The organism is Kluyvera intermedia (assembly GCF_021440345.1).
Lineage (GTDB): Bacteria > Pseudomonadota > Gammaproteobacteria > Enterobacterales > Enterobacteriaceae > Kluyvera > Kluyvera intermedia_A.
On the sequence record NZ_JAKCNS010000028.1, the window covers coordinates 12,987 to 31,072 of the forward strand.

The following is an 18,086-nucleotide window of genomic DNA, read 5'->3' on the forward strand; positions in this document are numbered from 1 at the left end:
CGAAATGTTAAAGCGATACTTTGCACCACTTTTACTGGCATCACTGGTCCTCTCGGGTTGTCAAACGCCGCCAAAGGGCAAATTCTCGCCTGAACAGATCGCCGCGATGCAATCTTACGGTTTTAATGAATTAAACGGCGACTGGTCGCTGGGCCTGTCGGCTAAGATCCTGTTTGATAAAAATGAGGCCACCCTGCAACCGGAAAGTGAAACGCAGATCGAGGCCATGGCGTCACGTCTGGCGGCAACAGGGTTGAACCACGCGCAGATGGATGGCCACACGGATAACTACGGTGAAGATGGCTATAACGAAGCCCTCTCGCTCAAACGCGCAAATGCCGTTGCCGACGCCTGGGCAAAAGGAGCCCATATTCCGCGCAGTAACCTCACCACACGCGGATTAGGCAAAAAATACCCGGTCGCCAGCAACAGCACCGGCCAGGGACGTGCTGAAAACCGCCGGGTTGCAGTGGTTATCAGCACGCCGTAAAGTCACTTAACGGATGATTCGGCGAATGATGCGCTGGCTGCAGTACGCCAGCGTAACCAATCACACAGAATAAACAGCACCAGACTCGCTCCCATCACCGGCAACGCCAGCCCGCAAATGACCGCAAGCAGCAGGGTCACAACCCGTGCGGGTAACGACAGTCCTAGCCAGCTATGCGTCAGCGTCTGCAGCGGGCTAATTTGCGGTTGCGCCGGACGTTTAATCCACCATAGACGATACCCCATCGCAATCGCCACACACAGCGCCAAACCAAACGCGATCAACAGCAGTTGATTCGGCAGGCCAAACAACACGCCCATATGGAAATCAACGCCCCAGCGCGTCAGTTTAGCCATCAGCGGGAAGCTAGCAAACTGGGTATGGTCGATAACGGCCATTGAATGAGGATCGATGGCCACCGCGTCGACCTGCGTCGGCCAGCGACGGTCGATCTCCGTTACCGTCCAGGCTCGATCGTCACTTTTCGGCGGGCGGATCTCCAGATGCGTGGCGGCAATACCTGCATGCTGCGCAAGATTCAGGATCGCATCAATCCGATCGAGTGCGATCGGCGTTTCACTCATGGTCATTCCTTCATGATGACCGTGATGATCGGCGTGAGGATCCATTACCATTGTGCCTCCGCCGTTCAGCTGGGTATTCACCTGTGGCGTTAGCCAGTTAAACGCCGCACGCATTTTATCCACATTGCCCCCCGCCCATTGCGACCAGGTCAGCCCGGTCGCCGAGAACAGCAACATTCCTGCCAGCAGACACCAGCCGAGCGTAACGTGAACCCGGCGGGTATTTTGCAGACGATTTTTGATGCGCCGTTTTGGTCGGGTAAAGGCCCACAGGACAATACCGCCGAGCGCCGCAATCCACATCCACGAAGCGGCCAGCTCGCTGTACAACCGGCCGACATCCCCCAGCAGCAGCGAACGGTGAGCGTAATCAATCCACTGGCGTAGCGGCAATATCCCGCTGGTGCCGTAGACCGTCATATCACCTTTGACAGCCAGCGTGACGGGATCGATAAAGATGGCACGGTTTTCCGATTCGCCAAGTGACGGGTCAGCGAACATCACCCGTGTGGTTTCACCCGGCTCTAGCGCCGGGCGTACCGCACTCAGTCGCAGCGGCGTCACGAGCACTCGTTCAGCTACCGCAATCTGTTCAGCCAGAGAATGACGCTCCCCTTCAACGCTGCCGTGCAGCGCCTGCCCGTAGATCCCATTTTCCAGCTGCGGCGTCGCCACATACAGCGTGCCGGTCAGCGCAGCAACAAAGATGAATGGCCCAACAAACAGGCCGATAAAAAAATGCAGGCGGCGCAACAGGTGCGTCCAGGCCGCCCGCGAGGTGCAGGTTGTCATACTTTTCCTTTATATAGGCGAAAAGAGTCATGACGCTTAGGCGTCATTTATCATTATTAAATGGAGAAAGCAGACAGCTGCGGTGGTGCGCGGGTATCGGGAAATAGCCAGGGAAATTCAAACCAGTGGGCTACTACCGGCGGGAAAGATGGCGTAGAAATACGCAATAACAACGCGCACAACAGTACGCAGAGCGCCAGTATCAGGCCAGGAACGTGGGTTAACAGTACGCAGTAGCCGCAGGCCTCACCGTGGTCGATGGGCATCGTCTCCGGTGCTGAGTGATGCGCAGACATCGGCATACTCATTTCATGATGCATACCGGGCATCGCGTTCATCGGCGATTGTTGCAATGAAATGGAAACTAGCGGAGCAAAGATAATCAGCGCCATAGCACACAGCGCAAGCCATGCGGCCCGCCGTTTCAGTGCTGCTATGTTGATTGCCGTTTTGCTCACTCAACCCTCCCAATAACCGGGAGTATTGTAAATGATTTATCAGCAAGATGTTAATGCGAGGTGCTTTTGGCGATAAAAAAAGGGCCAGCCTTACGGCCAGCCCTTTTTCACACGGATGTCGCTTACGCGCCAAGACGCTCTTTGATACGAGCAGACTTACCGGTGCGCTCACGCAGGTAGTACAGTTTAGCTTTACGTACAGCACCACGACGTTTAACAGCAATGCTGTCAACTACCGGAGAGTGAGTCTGGAAGACACGCTCAACGCCTTCGCCGTTGGAAATTTTACGAACAGTGAATGCAGAGTGCAGACCGCGGCTACGAATAGCGATAACCACGCCCTCAAATGCCTGCAGACGTTTTTTGGAACCTTCAACAACCCATACTTTCACTTCCACGGTATCACCCGGACGGAATGAAGGTACGTCCTGCTTCATCTGTTCTTGTTCAAGTTGCTTGATAATGTTGCTCATAATTTAATCTCTTATCCTGGGTAAACTGATATTTGGGGGTCTTAGACCAGCCCATCATGTTTATGTTGCTGTTGTGCGTGTTCCGTTTTGAACTCCGCCAGCAACCTTGCTTGCTCTTCAGTCAGAGCCAGGTTTTCCAGAAGTTCAGGTCTTCTAAGCCAGGAGCGGCCCAGCGACTGCTTCAAACGCCAGCGACGTATCTCGGCATGGTTCCCCGACAGCAGAACTGGCGGTACTTCCATCCCTTCCAACACTTCAGGTCGAGTATAGTGTGGACAGTCCAGCAACCCATCAGCAAACGAATCTTCGATTGCTGAAGCTTCATGACCCAGTACACCCGGAATAAACCGGGAAACGGAGTCGATCAGCGTCATTGCCGGTAACTCACCACCGCTGAGAACGTAATCGCCGATAGACCATTCTTCGTCAATCTCGGTCTGAATCACGCGCTCATCAATACCTTCGTAGCGACCACACACCAGAATCAATTTTTGATTCGTTGCCAGTTCGCTGACGCCTGCTTGATCAAGCTTGCGTCCCTGAGGTGACAGATAAATCACCTTCGCGCCTTCACCTGCCGCGGCTTTTGCTGCATTGATGGCGTCCCGTAAAGGTTGCACCATCATTAACATCCCCGGTCCGCCGCCGTAAGGACGATCGTCCACGGTACGGTGCCGGTCATGAGCGAAATCACGAGGACTCCAGCTCTGGATGTTCAGCAGGCCATTTTTTACTGCCCGGCCAGTTACCCCGTAATCGGTAATTGCGCGGAACATTTCAGGAAACAGGCTAATTATGCCAATCCACATAGCGCCGTCTTTTACCGTTTATCCGGAGATTTAAAAACCAGGATCCCAATCTACTTCGATAGTACGAGTAGTGAGATCGACTTTCTTGATAACCTGCCCATCGAGGAACGGTACGAGACGTTCCTTGATGCCAAATGCATCTTTCAGGTTTGCCTTAATGACGAGAACGTCATTCGACCCGGTTTCCATCATATCGATGACTTTACCGAGACCGTAGCCTTCAGTGGTTACTACCTGGCAGCCCATGAGGTCTTTCCAATAGTAGCTTCCATCGTCCAGCGCCGGCAGCTGTGATGAATCAACGATAATTTCGCAATTCGTCAGCAGATTCGCGGCATCACGATCGTCAACGCCTTTCAGCTTAATGACGATATCCTGATTGTGGTAGCGCCAGCTTTCCAGCTCAACGGTCTGCCACTGACCCGCCTTCTGGATTAACCAGGGCTGATAGTCAAAAATGCTTTGGGCGTCCTCGGTGGAGGAAAACACTCTGAGCCAACCACGGATACCGTAGGAAGAACCCATTTTGCCCAATACAATCGGATCAACAGGTGCTTTTGCGGCGAGTTGTTTGCTCATCATGACCACCGTGACAGATTAAGCTGCTTTATTAGCGGCTTTGATCAGCGCTGCTACGCGATCGGAAACAGTAGCGCCCAGGCCAACCCAGTGAGCGATACGATCCAGATCCAGGCGAGTGCCTTCTTCTTTTTCGCTTGCGATTGGGTTGAAGAAGCCAACGCGCTCGATGAAGCGACCGTTACGTGCGTTACGGCTGTCAGTAACAACAACCTGGTAGAACGGACGCTTTTTAGCGCCGTGACGTGCTAAACGAATAGTTACCATAACATCCTCTTGTGTGAATAGAACAACCGGGCCCCATCGAGGGAGGGGGCCCGGTGTCATATTAAAAGCCCGAAAAGTTTACTCATTTCTGGGGAAATTGCAATCAACATCTGTCTTTTACCGCACGATAACCAGGGCGTTACCGTAATAGACAGCGTGAATGTGGCGTGTTCGCCATGAGCGGAGCGCACTGAATAGCCAGCGCACCCCGGCATCAATGTGGGATAACGGATTAACGACCCGGGAATCCTGGTGGCATCATGCCCTTCATCCCACGCATCATTTTCATCATGCCGCCTTTCGACTTCATCTTCTTCATCATGCGCTGCATGTCGTCGAATTGCTTCAGCAGACGGTTCACGTCCTGCACCTGAAGGCCACAGCCCTGGGCGATACGACGTTTACGGGAACCTTTAATGATTTCCGGCTTGGCGCGCTCTTTTAACGTCATGGAGTTAATAATCGCCTCCATACGCACCAGCACTTTATCGTCCATCTGTGATTTGACGTTGTCAGGAATCTGGCCCATGCCCGGCAGTTTGCCCATCAGGCTGGCCATACCGCCCATATTTTTCATCTGGCGCAGCTGCTCAAGGAAGTCGGTCAGATCGAAACCGTCGCCTTTTTTCAGCTTGGTCGCCAGCTTTTCAGCCTGCGCGCGGTCAACCTTGCTCTCGATATCTTCGATAAGCGACAGCACGTCACCCATGCCGAGAATACGAGAAGCAATACGATCCGGGTGGAATGGCTCCAGCGCTTCGGTTTTCTCGCCGACGCCGAGGAATTTAATCGGCTTGCCGGTGATATGACGAATAGACAGCGCGGCACCGCCACGGGCGTCACCGTCGACTTTGGTCAACACTACGCCGGTTAACGGCAGCGCTTCGTTAAAAGCTTTCGCGGTGTTCGCCGCATCCTGACCGGTCATGGCATCGACAACAAACAGGGTTTCTACTGGCTTAATCGCCGCATGAACCTGTTTGATTTCATCCATCATCGCTTCATCTACGTGTAAACGACCGGCGGTATCCACCAGCAGCACGTCGTAGAATTTCAGCTTCGCTTCTTTCAGCGCGGCGTTAACGATGTCGATAGGCTTCTGACCGACGTCGGATGGGAAGAAGTCCACGCCAACCTGTTCGGCCAGCGTTTCCAGCTGTTTGATCGCCGCAGGGCGATAAACGTCAGCTGAAACCACCAGCACTTTTTTCTTGTGCTTCTCGCGCAGGAATTTCCCCAGCTTACCGACGCTGGTCGTTTTACCCGCACCCTGCAAGCCCGCCATCAGCACAACGGCCGGTGGCTGAGCCGCCAGATTCAGGGTTTCGTTCTCTTCGCCCATCGCCGAAACCAATTCGCTACGAACGATTTTGACGAACTCCTGACCCGGGGTCAGGCTTTTGTTAACTTCATGTCCAACCGCTTTCTCTTTTACGCGATTGATAAAATCACGCACTACCGGCAGCGCAACGTCAGCCTCCAGCAGCGCCATGCGCACTTCGCGCAGCGTCTCTTTTACGTTGTCTTCAGTAAGGCGTCCACGGCCACTGATGTTGCGCAGCGTGCGCGACAAACGATCGGTTAAATTATCAAACATTGTCTCTCGCCTGGGGTGGAAACGGTGAGTCGCTAGCGCGACAAAAAAACGGAAATTTGCCCGAGTATAACACGACACCGGCCGAGTTGTGATGCTGCGGTTGACGCTGACATCACGTAACGCTATATGCATCATCCTTTAACCAGGCTATGCGCCTTGATACAACTCGACGGATTTTGCGTATATACTGCATCTCTTTCTTCTATTTGACGACTGCCGACTCTTTATGCCTGTTTTCGCCCTGCTCGCGCTTGTTGCCTATTCCATCAGCCTGGCGCTGATCATCCCCGGCCTGCTGCAAAAAAACAGCGGCTGGCGGCGTATGGCAATTCTCTCCGCCACCATTGCGCTGGTGTGCCATGCGTTCGCGCTGGAAGCGCGTATTCTGCCCGGCGGCGAAGGTGGGCAGAACCTCAGCCTGTTGAACGTCGGCTCGTTGGTCAGTCTGATGATCTGTACGGTGATGACTATCGTCGCTTCGCGCAATCGCGGTTGGCTGCTGCTGCCCATCGTTTATGCCTTTGCGCTGATAAACCTCGCGTTCGCCACGTTCATGCCCAATGAGTTCATTACTCATCTGGAAGCTACGCCGGGAATGATGGTGCATATTGGGTTGTCCCTGTTCTCTTATGCGACGCTTATCATTGCCGCGCTCTACGCGCTGCAGCTGGCGTGGATTGACTACCAGCTCAAGAATAAGAAGCTGGCGTTTAGCCATGAGATGCCGCCTCTAATGGTTATCGAACGCAAAATGTTTCACATTACCCAGGTCGGGGTCGTACTGCTTACCCTGACGCTGTGTACCGGCCTGTTTTACATGCATAACCTCTTTAGCATGGAAAATATCGATAAGGCCGTCCTTTCCATCATCGCCTGGTTCGTCTATATCGTGTTGTTGTGGGGCCACTATCATGAAGGGTGGCGTGGACGCCGGGTTGTCTGGTTTAACGTTGCCGGTGCCGGCATCCTGACGCTCGCCTACTTCGGTAGTCGCGTCATTCAACAGTTTGTGAGCTAAGTACTAAGGACCCCTCTTGGAACATATTTCAACCACCACGCTGATCGTCACGCTGATCATCATGGTGGTCATTTCCGCCTACTTCTCCGGTTCTGAAACCGGCATGATGACGCTAAACCGATACCGCCTGCGTCACCTGGCGAAACAGGGCGACCGTCGGGCGCGTCGCGTTGAAAAACTGCTGCAAAAACCCGACCGTTTAATCAGCCTCGTGCTGATTGGTAACAACCTGGTCAATATCCTGGCGTCAGCGCTTGGCACCATCGTCGGCATGCGTCTTTACGGTGATATGGGTGTTGCTATCGCGACCGGCGTACTCACCTTCGTGGTACTGGTCTTCGCTGAAGTACTACCAAAAACTATCGCCGCGCTTTACCCGGAAAAAGTCGCCTATCCGAGCAGTTTCCTGCTCGCCCCGCTGCAAATTCTGATGATGCCGCTGGTGTGGTTCCTCAACCTCATCACCCGTATTCTGATGCGCATGATGGGGATCAAAACCGATATCACTATTAGTAGCGCGCTGAGCAAAGATGAGCTGCGTACCATCGTCAACGAATCCCGCGCGCAAATTTCCCGCCGCAATCAGGATATGCTGCTGTCGGTACTGGATCTGGAAAAAATCAGCGTTGATGACATCATGGTGCCGCGCCACGAAATTGTCGGCATCAACATCAATGACGACTGGAAAGCTATCGTTCGCCAGCTGACCCACTCCCCGCATGGCCGTATTGTCCTGTACCGCGACTCATTAGACGACGCCATCAGCATGCTCCGCGTGCGCGAAGCCTACCGCCTGATGACGGAGAAAAAGGAGTTCACCAAAGAGGTGATGCTGCGGGCAGCCGATGAAATTTACTTTGTGCCGGAAGGTACGCCGCTCAGCACCCAACTGGTGAAATTTCAGCGCAACAAAAAGAAAGTGGGCCTGGTCGTTGACGAGTACGGCGATATTCAGGGGCTGGTGACGGTCGAAGATATTCTCGAAGAGATTGTCGGCGACTTTACCACCTCGATGTCCCCCTCGCTTGCCGAAGAGGTCAATCCGCAGAACGATGGTTCGGTGATTATTGACGGCGGTGCCAACGTGCGCGAGCTGAATAAAGCCTTCAACTGGCATTTACCGGAAGATGAAGCGCGGACCGTTAACGGTATGATTGTCGAAGCGCTGGAAGAGATCCCGGCAGCGGGTACGCGAGTGCGTATCGCGCATTACGATATCGATATTCTCGACGTGCAGGATAATGTAATTAAGCAGGTTCAGGTTAACCCGATAAGACCGATTCGCGAGAGCGTAGCGGATTAATCAATACCCTCTCCCCGGACGGGGAGAGGGTAACAGCGAAAGTTAGCCCTTCGCTTTTGCAACGGAAACCATCGCTGCGCGAATGGTACGACCGTTCAAGGTATAGCCTTTTTGCATTACCATCAGCACGTTGCCAGCAGCAATTTCATCAGACTCAACCATCGCAATCGCCTGATGAACGTTCGGGTCCATCGGGACGTCGATATCTGCAACAACCTGCACGCCAAACTTAGCCACTACGTCCAGCATCGACTTACGGGTCAGTTCGATACCTTCAACCATCCCCGCCATCGCTTCGCTGTCTTTATTAGCCACTTCCAGCGCACGGTCCAGGCTATCCAGCACCGGCAGCAGTTCGTTAATGAATTTTTCCAGCGCGAATTTGTGTGCCTTCTCGACGTCGATTTCAGTACGACGGCGCAGGTTTTCCATTTCTGCCTTCACGCGCAGGACGCTTTCGCGCTCGCGGGTTTCGGCTTCCGCTAACTGCGACTCAAGGTTCGCAATTTTTTCATCGCGCGGATCCACCTGTTCAGCAGAAGCGTCTGGTGCAACCGCCTCAACTTCTTCGTGCTGTTCCATGATAATTTCTTCCGGGGATTGCCCCTCAGGCGTTTTCTGTTCTTTACTACTCATGAATTTCTCCGCGTTTTTTCACAATCATCTCGCTAACCTGGATTATTATGGGGATAAGATTCCGGGTTTCAAGGGAAGCTCTCACATTGTCATCAATCTTCGGCACAAGGACATTCAGAAAATGAACAATCATTTCAAGTGTATCGGTATTGTAGGACATCCCCGTCACCCGACGGCCCTGACGACACATGAAATGCTCTATCGCTGGCTGTGCACTAAAGGCTACGATGTCATTGTTGAACGCCAGATAGCCCAGGAATTGAAGCTCGATAACGTGAAAACCGGAACGCTAGCGGAAATTGGTCTCAACGCCGATCTGGCGGTGGTGGTTGGCGGAGACGGCAATATGCTTGGCGCGGCGCGCACGCTGGCGCGCTATGACATTAGCGTCATCGGCATCAACCGTGGCAACCTCGGTTTTCTCACCGACCTTGACCCGGATAACGCCCATCAGCAGCTCGCCGATGTGCTCGACGGCAACTACATTGCCGAAAAACGTTTCCTGCTCGAAGCGCAAGTGTGTCAGCAGAATTGCCAAAAACGCATCAGCACCGCCATCAACGAAGTGGTGCTACACCCTGGCAAAGTCGCACACATGATTGAATTTGAAGTCTATATCGATGAGACATTCGCCTTCTCCCAGCGTTCTGACGGGCTGATTATTTCAACCCCAACCGGCTCAACCGCCTACTCGCTCTCAGCCGGCGGCCCTATTCTTACGCCATCGCTGGACGCCATAACCCTGGTGCCGATGTTCCCGCATACCCTGTCGGCGCGCCCGCTGGTGATTAACAGCAACAGCACTATCCGCCTGCGCTTCTCGCACCGCCGCAACGATCTTGAGATCAGCTGCGACAGCCAGATAGCGCTACCGATTCAGGAAGGGGAAGATGTTCTCATTCGGCGGAGCGATTATCACCTGAATCTGATTCACCCGAAAGACTACAGCTATTTCAACACATTAAGCACCAAGCTTGGGTGGTCAAAAAAATTATTCTAAATTAACACCGACCTCTTTACTGTATAAAAAACCAGTCTATACTGTATGAAATTACAGTTATGGTTTTTCATACAGGAAAGCGGCTATGTTGGCACAACTGACCATCAGCAATTTTGCAATCGTTCGTGAGCTTGAGATCGACTTCAACAGTGGCATGACGGCTATTACCGGGGAAACCGGTGCAGGCAAATCCATTGCAATTGATGCCCTCGGCTTGTGCCTGGGCGGCCGCGCTGAAGCCGACATGGTCCGCGCGGGTGCCAGCCGTGCCGATCTCTGCGCACGCTTCGCACTGAAAGATACTCCTGCCGCGCTGCGCTGGCTGGAAGAAAACCAGCTTGAAGATGGCCGCGAGTGTCTGCTGCGTCGCGTTATCAGCAGCGATGGACGCTCTCGCGGCTTTATCAACGGCACCGCCGTACCGCTCTCTCAACTGCGTGAACTGGGCCAGCTGCTCATCCAAATCCACGGCCAGCATGCTCATCAACAGCTGGTTAAACCTGAACATCAAAAAAACCTGCTTGATGCCTACGCCGGTGAATCTGACCTCGCCCGTCAAATGGCGGAGCACTACCGGCTCTGGAATCAAAGCTGCCGCGATCTCGCCACCCATCAGCAGCAAAGCCAGGAGCGTATTGCCCGTGCAGAGCTGCTGCAATATCAGCTAAAAGAGCTAATTGAGTTCAACCCGCAGCCGGGCGAGTACGAACAAATTGATGAAGAGTACAAACGCCTCGCCAACAGCGGGCAACTCATCGCCACCAGCCAGCATGCGTTAGCTATCCTGGCCGACGGTGACGACGTTAATCTGCAAAGCCAGCTTTATACCGCCCGCCAGTTGGCCGCTGAGCTTGCCAGTATGGACGGTAAACTCTCAGGTGTTGTGGATATGCTGGAAGAAGCAGCTATTCAACTGAGCGAAGCCAGCGATGAGCTGCGCCACTACTGCGACCGTCTCGACCTCGATCCGAACCGCCTGTTCGAACTGGAACAGCGCCTGTCGAAACAGATTTCGCTGGCGCGTAAGCATCAAATATCACCGGAAGCGCTGCCTGAATATTACCAATCGCTACTCGATGAACAGCAGCTGCTTGACGATCAAAGCGACTCCCTGGAGACGCTGAAGCTGTCGGTGACACGCAATCACCAACTGGCGCTGGAAACGGCCAACAAGCTACACGCGCAGCGTCAGGCTAGCGCCACTGAGCTTGCGCAGCTAATTACCGACAGCATGCATATGCTGTCGATGCCGCACGGCGTGTTTGATATTGACGTCCGCTTCGAGGAACAGCATCTGACGGCTGAAGGCGCAGATCGCATCGAGTTTCGCGTCACCACCAACCCGGGGCAGCCGCTGCAGGCAATTGCCAAAGTCGCCTCTGGTGGTGAGCTGTCTCGTATCGCGCTGGCTATTCAGGTCATTACCGCGCGTAAAATGGAAACCCCGGCGCTTATTTTTGATGAAGTTGACGTTGGTATCAGCGGCCCAACGGCGGCAGTCGTCGGCAAATTGCTGCGTCAGCTAGGCGAATCCACCCAGGTTATGTGCGTCACTCACCTGCCTCAGGTTGCAGGCTGTGGACACCATCACTTCTATGTCAGTAAAGAAACCGACGGCGCCATGACCGAAACCCACATGCAGCCTCTGGATAAACGCGCTCGTTTGCAGGAGCTGGCACGCCTTCTTGGCGGGAGCGAGGTCACCCGCAACACCCTCGCAAATGCGAAAGAGTTGCTGGCCGCATAAACTTTTTTGGTTTCCGGGAGTCAGAGTTCACAATAAAAACGCCGTTAGACCCGATCGCAAAGGTTCCCAACGAACCTCAGGTCTATTATCATCGGCATATACATATGAGCCGCGTACTGCTCGGGCCCGAAAAGGAATCAAATCACTATGCGCTGTAAAACGCTGACTGCTGCCGCAGCGGTTCTTCTGATGATGACTGCAGGCTGTTCCACTCTGGAGCGAGTGGTTTACCGTCCTGATATTAGTCAGGGGAACTATCTGGTACCTAACGATATTGCCAAAATCCGTACTGGCATGACGCAACAACAGGTTGCCTACACCTTAGGTACACCGATGATGACCGACCCGTTCGGCACCAACACCTGGTTCTACGTTTTCCGTCAGCAGCCAGGGCATGAGACAGTCACTCAGCAGACGCTGACACTGACCTTCAACAGCAGCGGCGTGTTGACCAATATCGACAACAAACCGGCCCTGACGAAGTAAATCTACGGCAATAGAAAAAAAGCGCTCAATGAGCGCTTTTTTATTGGCCTGTAGCAGAGCAAAAAGAGGCTATTCCTTATTATGCCCTGATTTCTCAGCACGCTGACGACGCAGCTCTTTCGGATCGGCAATAAGCGGGCGGTAAATTTCAACGCGATCGCCATCATTCACCACGTCTTGCAATTTTGCCGGGCGGCTATAAATCCCAACCTTATTTTTGCTAAGGTCGATATCATCGCGCAGCGCCAACAATCCGCTTGCCTGAATCGCCTGCTCCACCGTCGCCCCTTCGTCGAGGGTAACGCGCTGTAGGTACTGTTTTTGCGGCAACGCATACGCGACTTCAACGGCTATCTTACCCGGCACTGTACACCTCTCTGGCACGCGTCGTGAACGCCTGTACCATGTTCAGCGCCAGTTCTTTAAAGATACGGCCAAACGCCAGTTCAATGAGATTATTGGTAAACTCGAAGTCGAGCTGAAACTCAATCTTGCAGGCATCCTGGCTTAACGGCGTAAACTTCCAGCCGCCGATCAGCTTCTTGAATGGCCCATCGACCAGATGCATCAGAATGCTCTGGTTGCTGGTTAACGTATTGCGCGTGGTAAAGGTCTTACTGATGCCAGCCTTAGAGACATCTACCGCCGCCGTCATTTGCGTCGGGCCCGACTCCAGAACGCGGCTGCCTGTACAACCGGGGATAAAATCCGGGTAGGCATTCACATCATTCACCAGTTGATACATTTGCTCTGCGCTGTAGGGAACCAGTGCAGTACGGCTAATCTGAGGCATAGCAATTTCCATGTTCGAACACGACGTAAATAGTATCATTTATCTACTGTTAAAAAAAACGGACACTGTCTATATCATGCTAAGATAAGCCATTACGCCTCGCGGGAGCTTGAGGCTATGTTTATCAGATTAGCGATAAGTTCAGGATAATATGACAAAGAAAAAAGCACACAAACCTGGATCAGCCACCATTGCGCTGAACAAACGCGCCCGCCACGAATACTTTATTGAAGAAGAGTTTGAAGCGGGTCTGGCCCTCCAGGGCTGGGAAGTAAAATCCCTGCGTGCAGGCAAAGCCAACATCGGTGACAGCTACGTTATCTTAAAAGACGGCGAAGCCTATCTATTTGGTGCTAACTTCACGCCAATGGCCGTTGCCTCAACTCACTACGTATGCGATCCAACGCGCACGCGCAAACTGCTGTTGAACCAACGTGAGCTCGACAACCTGTATGGCCGCATCAATCGCGAAGGCTATACCGTGGTCGCCCTTTCCCTGTACTGGAAGAACGCCTGGTGTAAGGTCAAAATCGGTGTGGCGAAAGGTAAGAAACAACACGACAAACGTACCGACGTCAAAGACCGTGAATGGCAGGTTGATAAAGCCCGTATCATGAAACATGCCGGACGCTAATTCGTTCCACGCTTGCCTGTTCCCACAGGCAAGCCGCTATTTCTGCAAACACCCCTCACCTTCTCATTTATCTTAACCCTCTGTATTCCGTTTATTTTTTGTACTCCAGCCGGTTTAATTAGCCCATCATTTCTATTCGCACAGGGCTAGCGTCGCAAGATGCAAAAGTGTTATACTCACCGAATCACTATTGGGGCTGATTCTGGATTCGACGGGATTCGCGAAACCCAAGGTGCATGCCGAGGGGCGGTTGGCCTCGTAAAAAGCCGCAAAAAAATAGTCGCAAACGACGAAAACTACGCTTTAGCAGCTTAATAACCTGCTAAGAGCCCTCTCTCCCTAGCTTCCGCTCTTAAGACGGGGATCAAAGAGAGGTCAAACCCAAAAGAGATCGCGTGGAAACCTTGCCTGGGGTTGAAGCGTTAAAACTAATCAGGCTAGTTTGGTAGTGGCGTGTCTGTCCGCAGGTGCCAGGCGAATGTAAAGACTGACTAAGCATGTAGTGCCAAGGATGTAGGAATTTCGGACGCGGGTTCAACTCCCGCCAGCTCCACCAAAATTCTCCATCGATGATTACCAGAGTCATCCGATGAAGTCCTAAGAGCCCGCACGGTGCAAGCCCTGCGGGCTTTTTTGTGCCCTCAATTTGTCTCGCGAAGTCCGAAGAGAACTAATTAAATCCGAACCTTTTAGGCCCATTGATAGGCCCAACGAAAAGCTCTATTGTTTTCGTTGGGCCTAAACGCATGGAGACTCCCCATGGCAAGAAAAACCAAGCCGCTAACCGATACGGAAATCAAAGCCGCCAAACCTAAAGATGCCGATTACCAGCTGTATGATGGTGATGGGCTTACTCTGCTAATCAAGTCCAGCGGTAGTAAGCTCTGGCAGTTCCGCTACTATCGACCTCTGACAAAGCAGCGAACCAAGCAGAGCTTTGGAGCCTACCCTGCCGTCTCACTTTCTGATGCGCGTAAACTCAGAACTGAATCTCGAGTTTTATTAGCAAAAGACATTGATCCTCAGGAACATCAGAAAGAACAGGTGAGGAATTCTCAAGAGGCCAAAACCAATACCTTCTTGTTAGTTGCCGAGCGTTGGTGGAATGTGAAGAAAACCAGCGTAACAGAGGACTATGCCGACGATATCTGGCGCTCGCTTGAGAGAGATGTTTTCCCGGCAATCGGTGATATCAGTGTCACTGAGATTAAGGCTCATACTCTAGTTAAAGCAGTTCAGCCGGTTCAGGCAAGAGGTGCATTAGAGACTGTTCGCCGCCTTTGTCAGCGTATTAACGAAGTCATGATTTATGCGCAGAACACAGGCCTGATTGATGCTGTTCCCAGCGTAAATATCGGAAAAGCCTTCGAGAAACCGCAGAAGAAAAACATGCCAAGTATCCGCCCGGATCAACTTCCACAGTTAATGCAAACAATGCGTACGGCAAGTATCAGTGTGTCCACGCGGTGTCTGTTCATGTGGCAGCTTCTCACCATTACCCGCCCTGCCGAAGCTGCTGAGGCACGATGGGATGAGATCGATTTCAATGCTAAAGAATGGAAAATTCCAGCAGCTCGAATGAAGATGAACCGGGATCATACGGTTCCACTATCCGATGAGGCTCTCTCTATTCTGGAAATGATGAAGTCACTAAGTGGTGGCCGAGAGTTTATCTTTCCCAGTCGCATCAAACCAACCCAGCCAATGAACAGCCAAACAGTGAATGCAGCACTCAAGCGTGCTGGATTAGGAGGCGTTCTCGTTTCTCATGGCTTGCGTTCTATCGCCAGCACTGCTCTCAATGAGCAGGGATTTCCGCCTGATGTTATTGAAGCAGCATTGGCTCATGTTGACAAAAATGAGGTTCGGCGAGCTTATAATCGTAGCGATTACCTAGAGCAACGTCGTCCAATGATGCAATGGTGGGCTGACTTTGTGAAAAAGGCAGATAGTGGTAGCCTCACTGAAGTTGAATTTACAACATTAAAGCTCACTGGATAGGAGAAATTCTTAATCCACAAAAGCAAAAAACAGGAGTGTGTGGTAATGACGCAATCCTGTTTTAAAATATCTTATTTCTTGGGCTACATGCATGATTTGACCGGACGAGCATTGGCTCATACTATCAGAAATAAATGTGAAGCAGCCTGCAATCGTACAGACTTGTTGAATGACGCCAAATGATGCAGGCATGGGAGATTATGTTCTGGCTGCGACCTCTAATACCTGATAAACCAGCCTTCCATTGGTGCGGGCGCTTCCAGACACTCATATAATAAATCAGGGGAATAATTTTGTTTACCCTTCGGGCAGCACATGAAGAGGCGAGTAGATTTCGAGAGCTACTCGAAAAATGTGATCCATCAACAACCTACCTCATACCTCACGACTTTCCTGTCATGAGTTGCAGGCTTTGCTCAATGCTGCTTTCCTTCCACTTTCTGCAACTATGGCCCGAGCTGGAATTGATGGGTGTCACAGGAGCCACCGGTAAAAATGGCGCGATAACTCACTACTGGCTGGAAGTGGGGGATTACGTTATTGATATCACTGGGGATCAATACAACATCATCAACGCCAGTAAACTAAACGAAGATATCGTAAGAAGCAGGCCATTTGTGCCTGTTCACGTCGCTCACCGTAAGGACAGCTATCTCTATAATTTATTTAGAATTCAAGGGAAGGAACGTTTAATCTTTGGATTTCCTACAATCGGTGATGATTTCGTCGATGAGATGGAATGTGATTATCACCAGCTTGTTGGCTGATGGTAAACATAGAACCAGGATCAGAGTGCAGATCTGCGCTTATATTGGCAAATCTGCAACTTAGGTTCTACTGGCCTTACAGTGGCTAAGACGTTATCTGACTTGTGCCTAAGTTCCGGTTACCGGAACTTAAATGTTTGGTGTTGTTCTTTGCCAGGTAAGCGACCCGTAGCAGGAAGTCATAATAATCAGGGCTTAACGTTAATGCGTGGTGTCGTGTGAACCAAGCAGTGTGGTTCTTCGGGAAATGAACCCGACTGGCGTAATCCGGATAATCAAGTCCAATAGCACTGCACCAAGCTTTCTGAATACGAGTCGCCATATTATCAGCATCAGGTTCGGTGTAATTCCCCAGATAAGCATAGACCTCTCTGTCAAACAACAGAACTAGGTGGTAGTGGGGATGTTCGCTGGTATTACGTTCTCGGGCCCAGATATAAGCGGGTAATGCAGGTTCACCAGCCCTGCCTGAACGCAGGTGCTCAGCCCGTAGCTGGCTTTTCAGGGAGTCTAAGGCTCGGGTTATAGCCTTCTCATCATCTCTCTGAAAACACAATGGTAAATCAGGTTCACCGGCAGCATGGGACTGGGCAAATCTCAGGACAGCAAACACGGCGAATATGCGGTTATTCTTCTCAAGAAAATCATATATCACCGCAAGCGAGCGACGAAGCATATACCGTGACATCCGGGAGCTATATTTATTTTCCGCATCCAGTAGAAGGTATTCAAATTCTTTTTCAGATAACCCATCAAGTGTTCTCATAATAAATTACTCAAGTGATATTTGTTGTGGGTAGCTGTGGGCTACCCATGTAATTAGGTGTGCAGACCCTCAACAGGAATAGATTATCTCTGCTGGTATCTGGGTATATAAGGATGGTTAGTTAACTGGTATATATTACATATACCGACCAATCAAAACTGGAAGTAACTTTATTCACAGCAATATAATCCGCAGCCGACTAGGGATTAATACCGAAATAACTCATTAATAAATAATAAAAATCACTCTGAAGTTATTCTTTAATGGGCATGCTGCTAAATACACTCCCACCACAATGATAAGCCGGTCTTCCTGACAGGATGTTTAGTTTTGCATCCAGTTCTGTAGGCGTCATTTCGTAAGCAAGATATTTGACGTAATGCGTCCCGTTTTCATCCTCCCATAACTGAACTTTTCCTTCGTCTGAAAGCTGTTCAAGAATAGGCATCAGGTTTGCTTTTTTCCTGAGTGGAAGATAAATTTTTTGCATAATTTCACGCCTTAAAAAATCGTAAGAGCCGTTTTTGACAAGATTGTTTTCGAACCATTCAAGAACTATTTCAGTATAGGACGGTCCCATGACAGCATCCATTTTTATCATAAAATGGTTAAGGTACCATTCCGATATCAATAGTGCAGCTTCCAGCGTTTCCAGCGTAATAAATGTTGATTCAGGGGTAATATATAACTGCATCACAGCGGCAATCCTGGCTGTATGTTCGATGAACCGAGCGCCCCAGTCATTGTAGTGATACAGTTTTTTTCCTGGCTGTATCAGATATTTGATGTGCCTATCAATATCATGTAACCGCTTCTTTGCATCTGGAGCAAAGGTCACACAGATGCGGGGTTCATTTTTTTTCCTTCTGATCTTGACCCTCCATCT

At 51.3% G+C, this 18,086-nt stretch carries 21 protein-coding genes and 1 other RNA gene; 10 read left to right on the forward strand and 12 right to left on the reverse strand.

Annotated features, from left to right (window positions below; genetic code table 11):
• Positions 1 to 4 precede the first annotated feature (4 nt).
• Positions 5 to 490 carry an OmpA family protein gene (locus tag LZ634_RS09295; RefSeq protein ID WP_234504275.1) on the forward strand — a complete coding sequence of 162 codons (486 nt, stop codon included), beginning with the start codon at positions 5 to 7 and terminating at the stop codon, positions 488 to 490.
• Between the two features lie 2 nt (positions 491 to 492).
• Here LZ634_RS09295 and LZ634_RS09300 read toward each other — a convergent pair whose 3' ends face one another.
• The 7 genes from LZ634_RS09300 to ffh all read right to left on the reverse strand — a co-directional run bounded on the left by LZ634_RS09300 (position 493) and on the right by ffh (position 6,049).
• The gene (locus LZ634_RS09300) at positions 493 to 1,866 is read right to left on the reverse strand and encodes a PepSY-associated TM helix domain-containing protein (RefSeq protein ID WP_234504277.1); all 1,374 of its coding nucleotides are present in this window, start codon (positions 1,864 to 1,866) and stop codon (positions 493 to 495) included.
• Positions 1,867 to 1,922: 56 nt separating this feature from the next.
• Positions 1,923 to 2,258 carry a DUF2946 domain-containing protein gene (locus LZ634_RS09305; RefSeq protein WP_234504312.1) on the reverse strand — a complete coding sequence of 112 codons (336 nt, stop codon included), beginning with the start codon at positions 2,256 to 2,258 and terminating at the stop codon, positions 1,923 to 1,925.
• Positions 2,259 to 2,446: 188 nt separating this feature from the next.
• Entirely contained in the window at positions 2,447 to 2,797 is a 351-nt protein-coding gene (rplS, locus tag LZ634_RS09310; RefSeq protein WP_052284532.1) for a 50S ribosomal protein L19, read from the reverse strand.
• Positions 2,798 to 2,838: 41 nt separating this feature from the next.
• Positions 2,839 to 3,606, reverse strand: coding sequence for a tRNA (guanosine(37)-N1)-methyltransferase TrmD (gene trmD / locus LZ634_RS09315; RefSeq protein WP_052284531.1), 768 nt, complete (start codon positions 3,604 to 3,606; stop codon positions 2,839 to 2,841).
• A 30-nt stretch (positions 3,607 to 3,636) separates the two neighbouring features.
• A complete protein-coding gene (rimM, locus tag LZ634_RS09320; protein WP_234504279.1) occupies positions 3,637 to 4,185 on the reverse strand; it encodes a ribosome maturation factor RimM in 549 nt (182 codons plus the stop codon).
• Positions 4,186 to 4,203: 18 nt separating this feature from the next.
• Positions 4,204 to 4,452 carry a 30S ribosomal protein S16 gene (gene rpsP, locus LZ634_RS09325; RefSeq protein ID WP_234504281.1) on the reverse strand — a complete coding sequence of 83 codons (249 nt, stop codon included), beginning with the start codon at positions 4,450 to 4,452 and terminating at the stop codon, positions 4,204 to 4,206.
• A 232-nt stretch (positions 4,453 to 4,684) separates the two neighbouring features.
• The gene (gene ffh, locus LZ634_RS09330) at positions 4,685 to 6,049 is read right to left on the reverse strand and encodes a signal recognition particle protein (RefSeq protein WP_234504284.1); all 1,365 of its coding nucleotides are present in this window, start codon (positions 6,047 to 6,049) and stop codon (positions 4,685 to 4,687) included.
• 226 nt (positions 6,050 to 6,275) lie between these two features.
• On the opposite strand from ffh, the gene LZ634_RS09335 reads away from it, so the two are divergent.
• Positions 6,276 to 7,067, forward strand: coding sequence for an inner membrane protein YpjD (locus tag LZ634_RS09335; RefSeq protein ID WP_234504285.1), 792 nt, complete (start codon positions 6,276 to 6,278; stop codon positions 7,065 to 7,067).
• Positions 7,068 to 7,083: 16 nt separating this feature from the next.
• Entirely contained in the window at positions 7,084 to 8,370 is a 1,287-nt protein-coding gene (locus tag LZ634_RS09340) for an HlyC/CorC family transporter (RefSeq protein ID WP_234504286.1), read from the forward strand.
• A 42-nt stretch (positions 8,371 to 8,412) separates the two neighbouring features.
• On the opposite strand, the gene grpE is transcribed toward LZ634_RS09340, so the two are convergent.
• Entirely contained in the window at positions 8,413 to 9,006 is a 594-nt protein-coding gene (gene grpE, locus LZ634_RS09345; RefSeq protein WP_234504287.1) for a nucleotide exchange factor GrpE, read from the reverse strand.
• 121 nt (positions 9,007 to 9,127) lie between these two features.
• Here grpE and nadK point away from each other — a divergent pair, with 121 nt between their 5' ends.
• The 3 genes from nadK to bamE all read left to right on the forward strand — a co-directional run bounded on the left by nadK (position 9,128) and on the right by bamE (position 12,239).
• Complete coding sequence (nadK, locus tag LZ634_RS09350) at positions 9,128 to 10,006, forward strand: NAD(+) kinase (RefSeq protein ID WP_234504288.1); 879 nt, start codon at positions 9,128 to 9,130, stop codon at positions 10,004 to 10,006.
• A gap of 85 nt (positions 10,007 to 10,091) precedes the next feature.
• Complete coding sequence (recN, locus tag LZ634_RS09355) at positions 10,092 to 11,753, forward strand: DNA repair protein RecN (RefSeq protein ID WP_234504289.1); 1,662 nt, start codon at positions 10,092 to 10,094, stop codon at positions 11,751 to 11,753.
• A 147-nt stretch (positions 11,754 to 11,900) separates the two neighbouring features.
• Positions 11,901 to 12,239: an outer membrane protein assembly factor BamE gene (gene bamE, locus LZ634_RS09360; RefSeq protein WP_234504291.1), complete on the forward strand. Its 339-nt coding sequence runs from the start codon at positions 11,901 to 11,903 to the stop codon at positions 12,237 to 12,239.
• Positions 12,240 to 12,308: 69 nt separating this feature from the next.
• On the opposite strand, the gene LZ634_RS09365 is transcribed toward bamE, so the two are convergent.
• On the reverse strand, positions 12,309 to 12,605 hold the full coding sequence (locus LZ634_RS09365) for an RnfH family protein (protein WP_234504293.1): 297 nt from the start codon (positions 12,603 to 12,605) through the stop codon (positions 12,309 to 12,311).
• Positions 12,595 to 13,032: a type II toxin-antitoxin system RatA family toxin gene (locus tag LZ634_RS09370; protein ID WP_234504295.1), complete on the reverse strand. Its 438-nt coding sequence runs from the start codon at positions 13,030 to 13,032 to the stop codon at positions 12,595 to 12,597. Before LZ634_RS09370 ends, LZ634_RS09365 begins: the two co-directional genes overlap by 11 nt.
• 151 nt (positions 13,033 to 13,183) lie before the next feature.
• Between LZ634_RS09370 and smpB the strand changes: the two genes are divergently transcribed.
• The 4 genes from smpB (at position 13,184) to LZ634_RS09390 (ending at position 16,434) form a co-directional block, all read left to right on the forward strand.
• On the forward strand, positions 13,184 to 13,666 hold the full coding sequence (gene smpB, locus LZ634_RS09375) for an SsrA-binding protein SmpB (RefSeq protein WP_234504298.1): 483 nt from the start codon (positions 13,184 to 13,186) through the stop codon (positions 13,664 to 13,666).
• A 192-nt stretch (positions 13,667 to 13,858) separates the two neighbouring features.
• Positions 13,859 to 14,222: a transfer-messenger RNA gene (gene ssrA / locus LZ634_RS09380) on the forward strand.
• 203 nt (positions 14,223 to 14,425) lie between these two features.
• On the forward strand, positions 14,426 to 15,667 hold the full coding sequence (locus LZ634_RS09385) for an integrase (RefSeq protein WP_029404002.1): 1,242 nt from the start codon (positions 14,426 to 14,428) through the stop codon (positions 15,665 to 15,667).
• Positions 15,668 to 16,086: 419 nt separating this feature from the next.
• Positions 16,087 to 16,434, forward strand: a complete 348-nt coding sequence (locus tag LZ634_RS09390; RefSeq protein WP_225377231.1) for a hypothetical protein — start codon at positions 16,087 to 16,089, stop codon at positions 16,432 to 16,434.
• An 85-nt stretch (positions 16,435 to 16,519) separates the two neighbouring features.
• On the opposite strand, the gene LZ634_RS09395 is transcribed toward LZ634_RS09390, so the two are convergent.
• A complete protein-coding gene (locus tag LZ634_RS09395; protein WP_029403999.1) occupies positions 16,520 to 17,200 on the reverse strand; it encodes an inovirus Gp2 family protein in 681 nt (226 codons plus the stop codon).
• A gap of 253 nt (positions 17,201 to 17,453) precedes the next feature.
• Positions 17,454 to 18,086: DUF3987 domain-containing protein (locus tag LZ634_RS09400; protein WP_234504301.1), on the reverse strand; the 633-nt coding region annotated here is incomplete at its 5' end.

Bases quoted from the DNA above. Each gene is read 5' to 3' on its own strand.
- bamE (WP_234504291.1), top strand. From the start codon at position 11,901: ATGCGCTGTAAAACGCTGACTGCTGCCGCAGCGGTTCTTCTGATGATG.
- rimM (WP_234504279.1), bottom strand. From the start codon at position 4,185: ATGAGCAAACAACTCGCCGCAAAAGCACCTGTTGATCCGATTGTATTG.
- LZ634_RS09390 (WP_225377231.1), top strand. From the start codon at position 16,087: ATGCTGCTTTCCTTCCACTTTCTGCAACTATGGCCCGAGCTGGAATTG.
- LZ634_RS09305 (WP_234504312.1), bottom strand. From the start codon at position 2,258: ATGGCGCTGATTATCTTTGCTCCGCTAGTTTCCATTTCATTGCAACAA.
- LZ634_RS09295 (WP_234504275.1), top strand. From the start codon at position 5: ATGTTAAAGCGATACTTTGCACCACTTTTACTGGCATCACTGGTCCTC.
- nadK (WP_234504288.1), top strand. From the start codon at position 9,128: ATGAACAATCATTTCAAGTGTATCGGTATTGTAGGACATCCCCGTCAC.
- smpB (WP_234504298.1), top strand. From the start codon at position 13,184: ATGACAAAGAAAAAAGCACACAAACCTGGATCAGCCACCATTGCGCTG.
- LZ634_RS09335 (WP_234504285.1), top strand. From the start codon at position 6,276: ATGCCTGTTTTCGCCCTGCTCGCGCTTGTTGCCTATTCCATCAGCCTG.
- LZ634_RS09385 (WP_029404002.1), top strand. From the start codon at position 14,426: ATGGCAAGAAAAACCAAGCCGCTAACCGATACGGAAATCAAAGCCGCC.
- LZ634_RS09370 (WP_234504295.1), bottom strand. From the start codon at position 13,032: ATGCCTCAGATTAGCCGTACTGCACTGGTTCCCTACAGCGCAGAGCAA.
- trmD (WP_052284531.1), bottom strand. From the start codon at position 3,606: ATGTGGATTGGCATAATTAGCCTGTTTCCTGAAATGTTCCGCGCAATT.
- LZ634_RS09300 (WP_234504277.1), bottom strand. From the start codon at position 1,866: ATGACAACCTGCACCTCGCGGGCGGCCTGGACGCACCTGTTGCGCCGC.
- ffh (WP_234504284.1), bottom strand. From the start codon at position 6,049: ATGTTTGATAATTTAACCGATCGTTTGTCGCGCACGCTGCGCAACATC.
- grpE (WP_234504287.1), bottom strand. From the start codon at position 9,006: ATGAGTAGTAAAGAACAGAAAACGCCTGAGGGGCAATCCCCGGAAGAA.
- rpsP (WP_234504281.1), bottom strand. From the start codon at position 4,452: ATGGTAACTATTCGTTTAGCACGTCACGGCGCTAAAAAGCGTCCGTTC.
- rplS (WP_052284532.1), bottom strand. From the start codon at position 2,797: ATGAGCAACATTATCAAGCAACTTGAACAAGAACAGATGAAGCAGGAC.
- recN (WP_234504289.1), top strand. From the start codon at position 10,092: ATGTTGGCACAACTGACCATCAGCAATTTTGCAATCGTTCGTGAGCTT.
- LZ634_RS09395 (WP_029403999.1), bottom strand. From the start codon at position 17,200: ATGAGAACACTTGATGGGTTATCTGAAAAAGAATTTGAATACCTTCTA.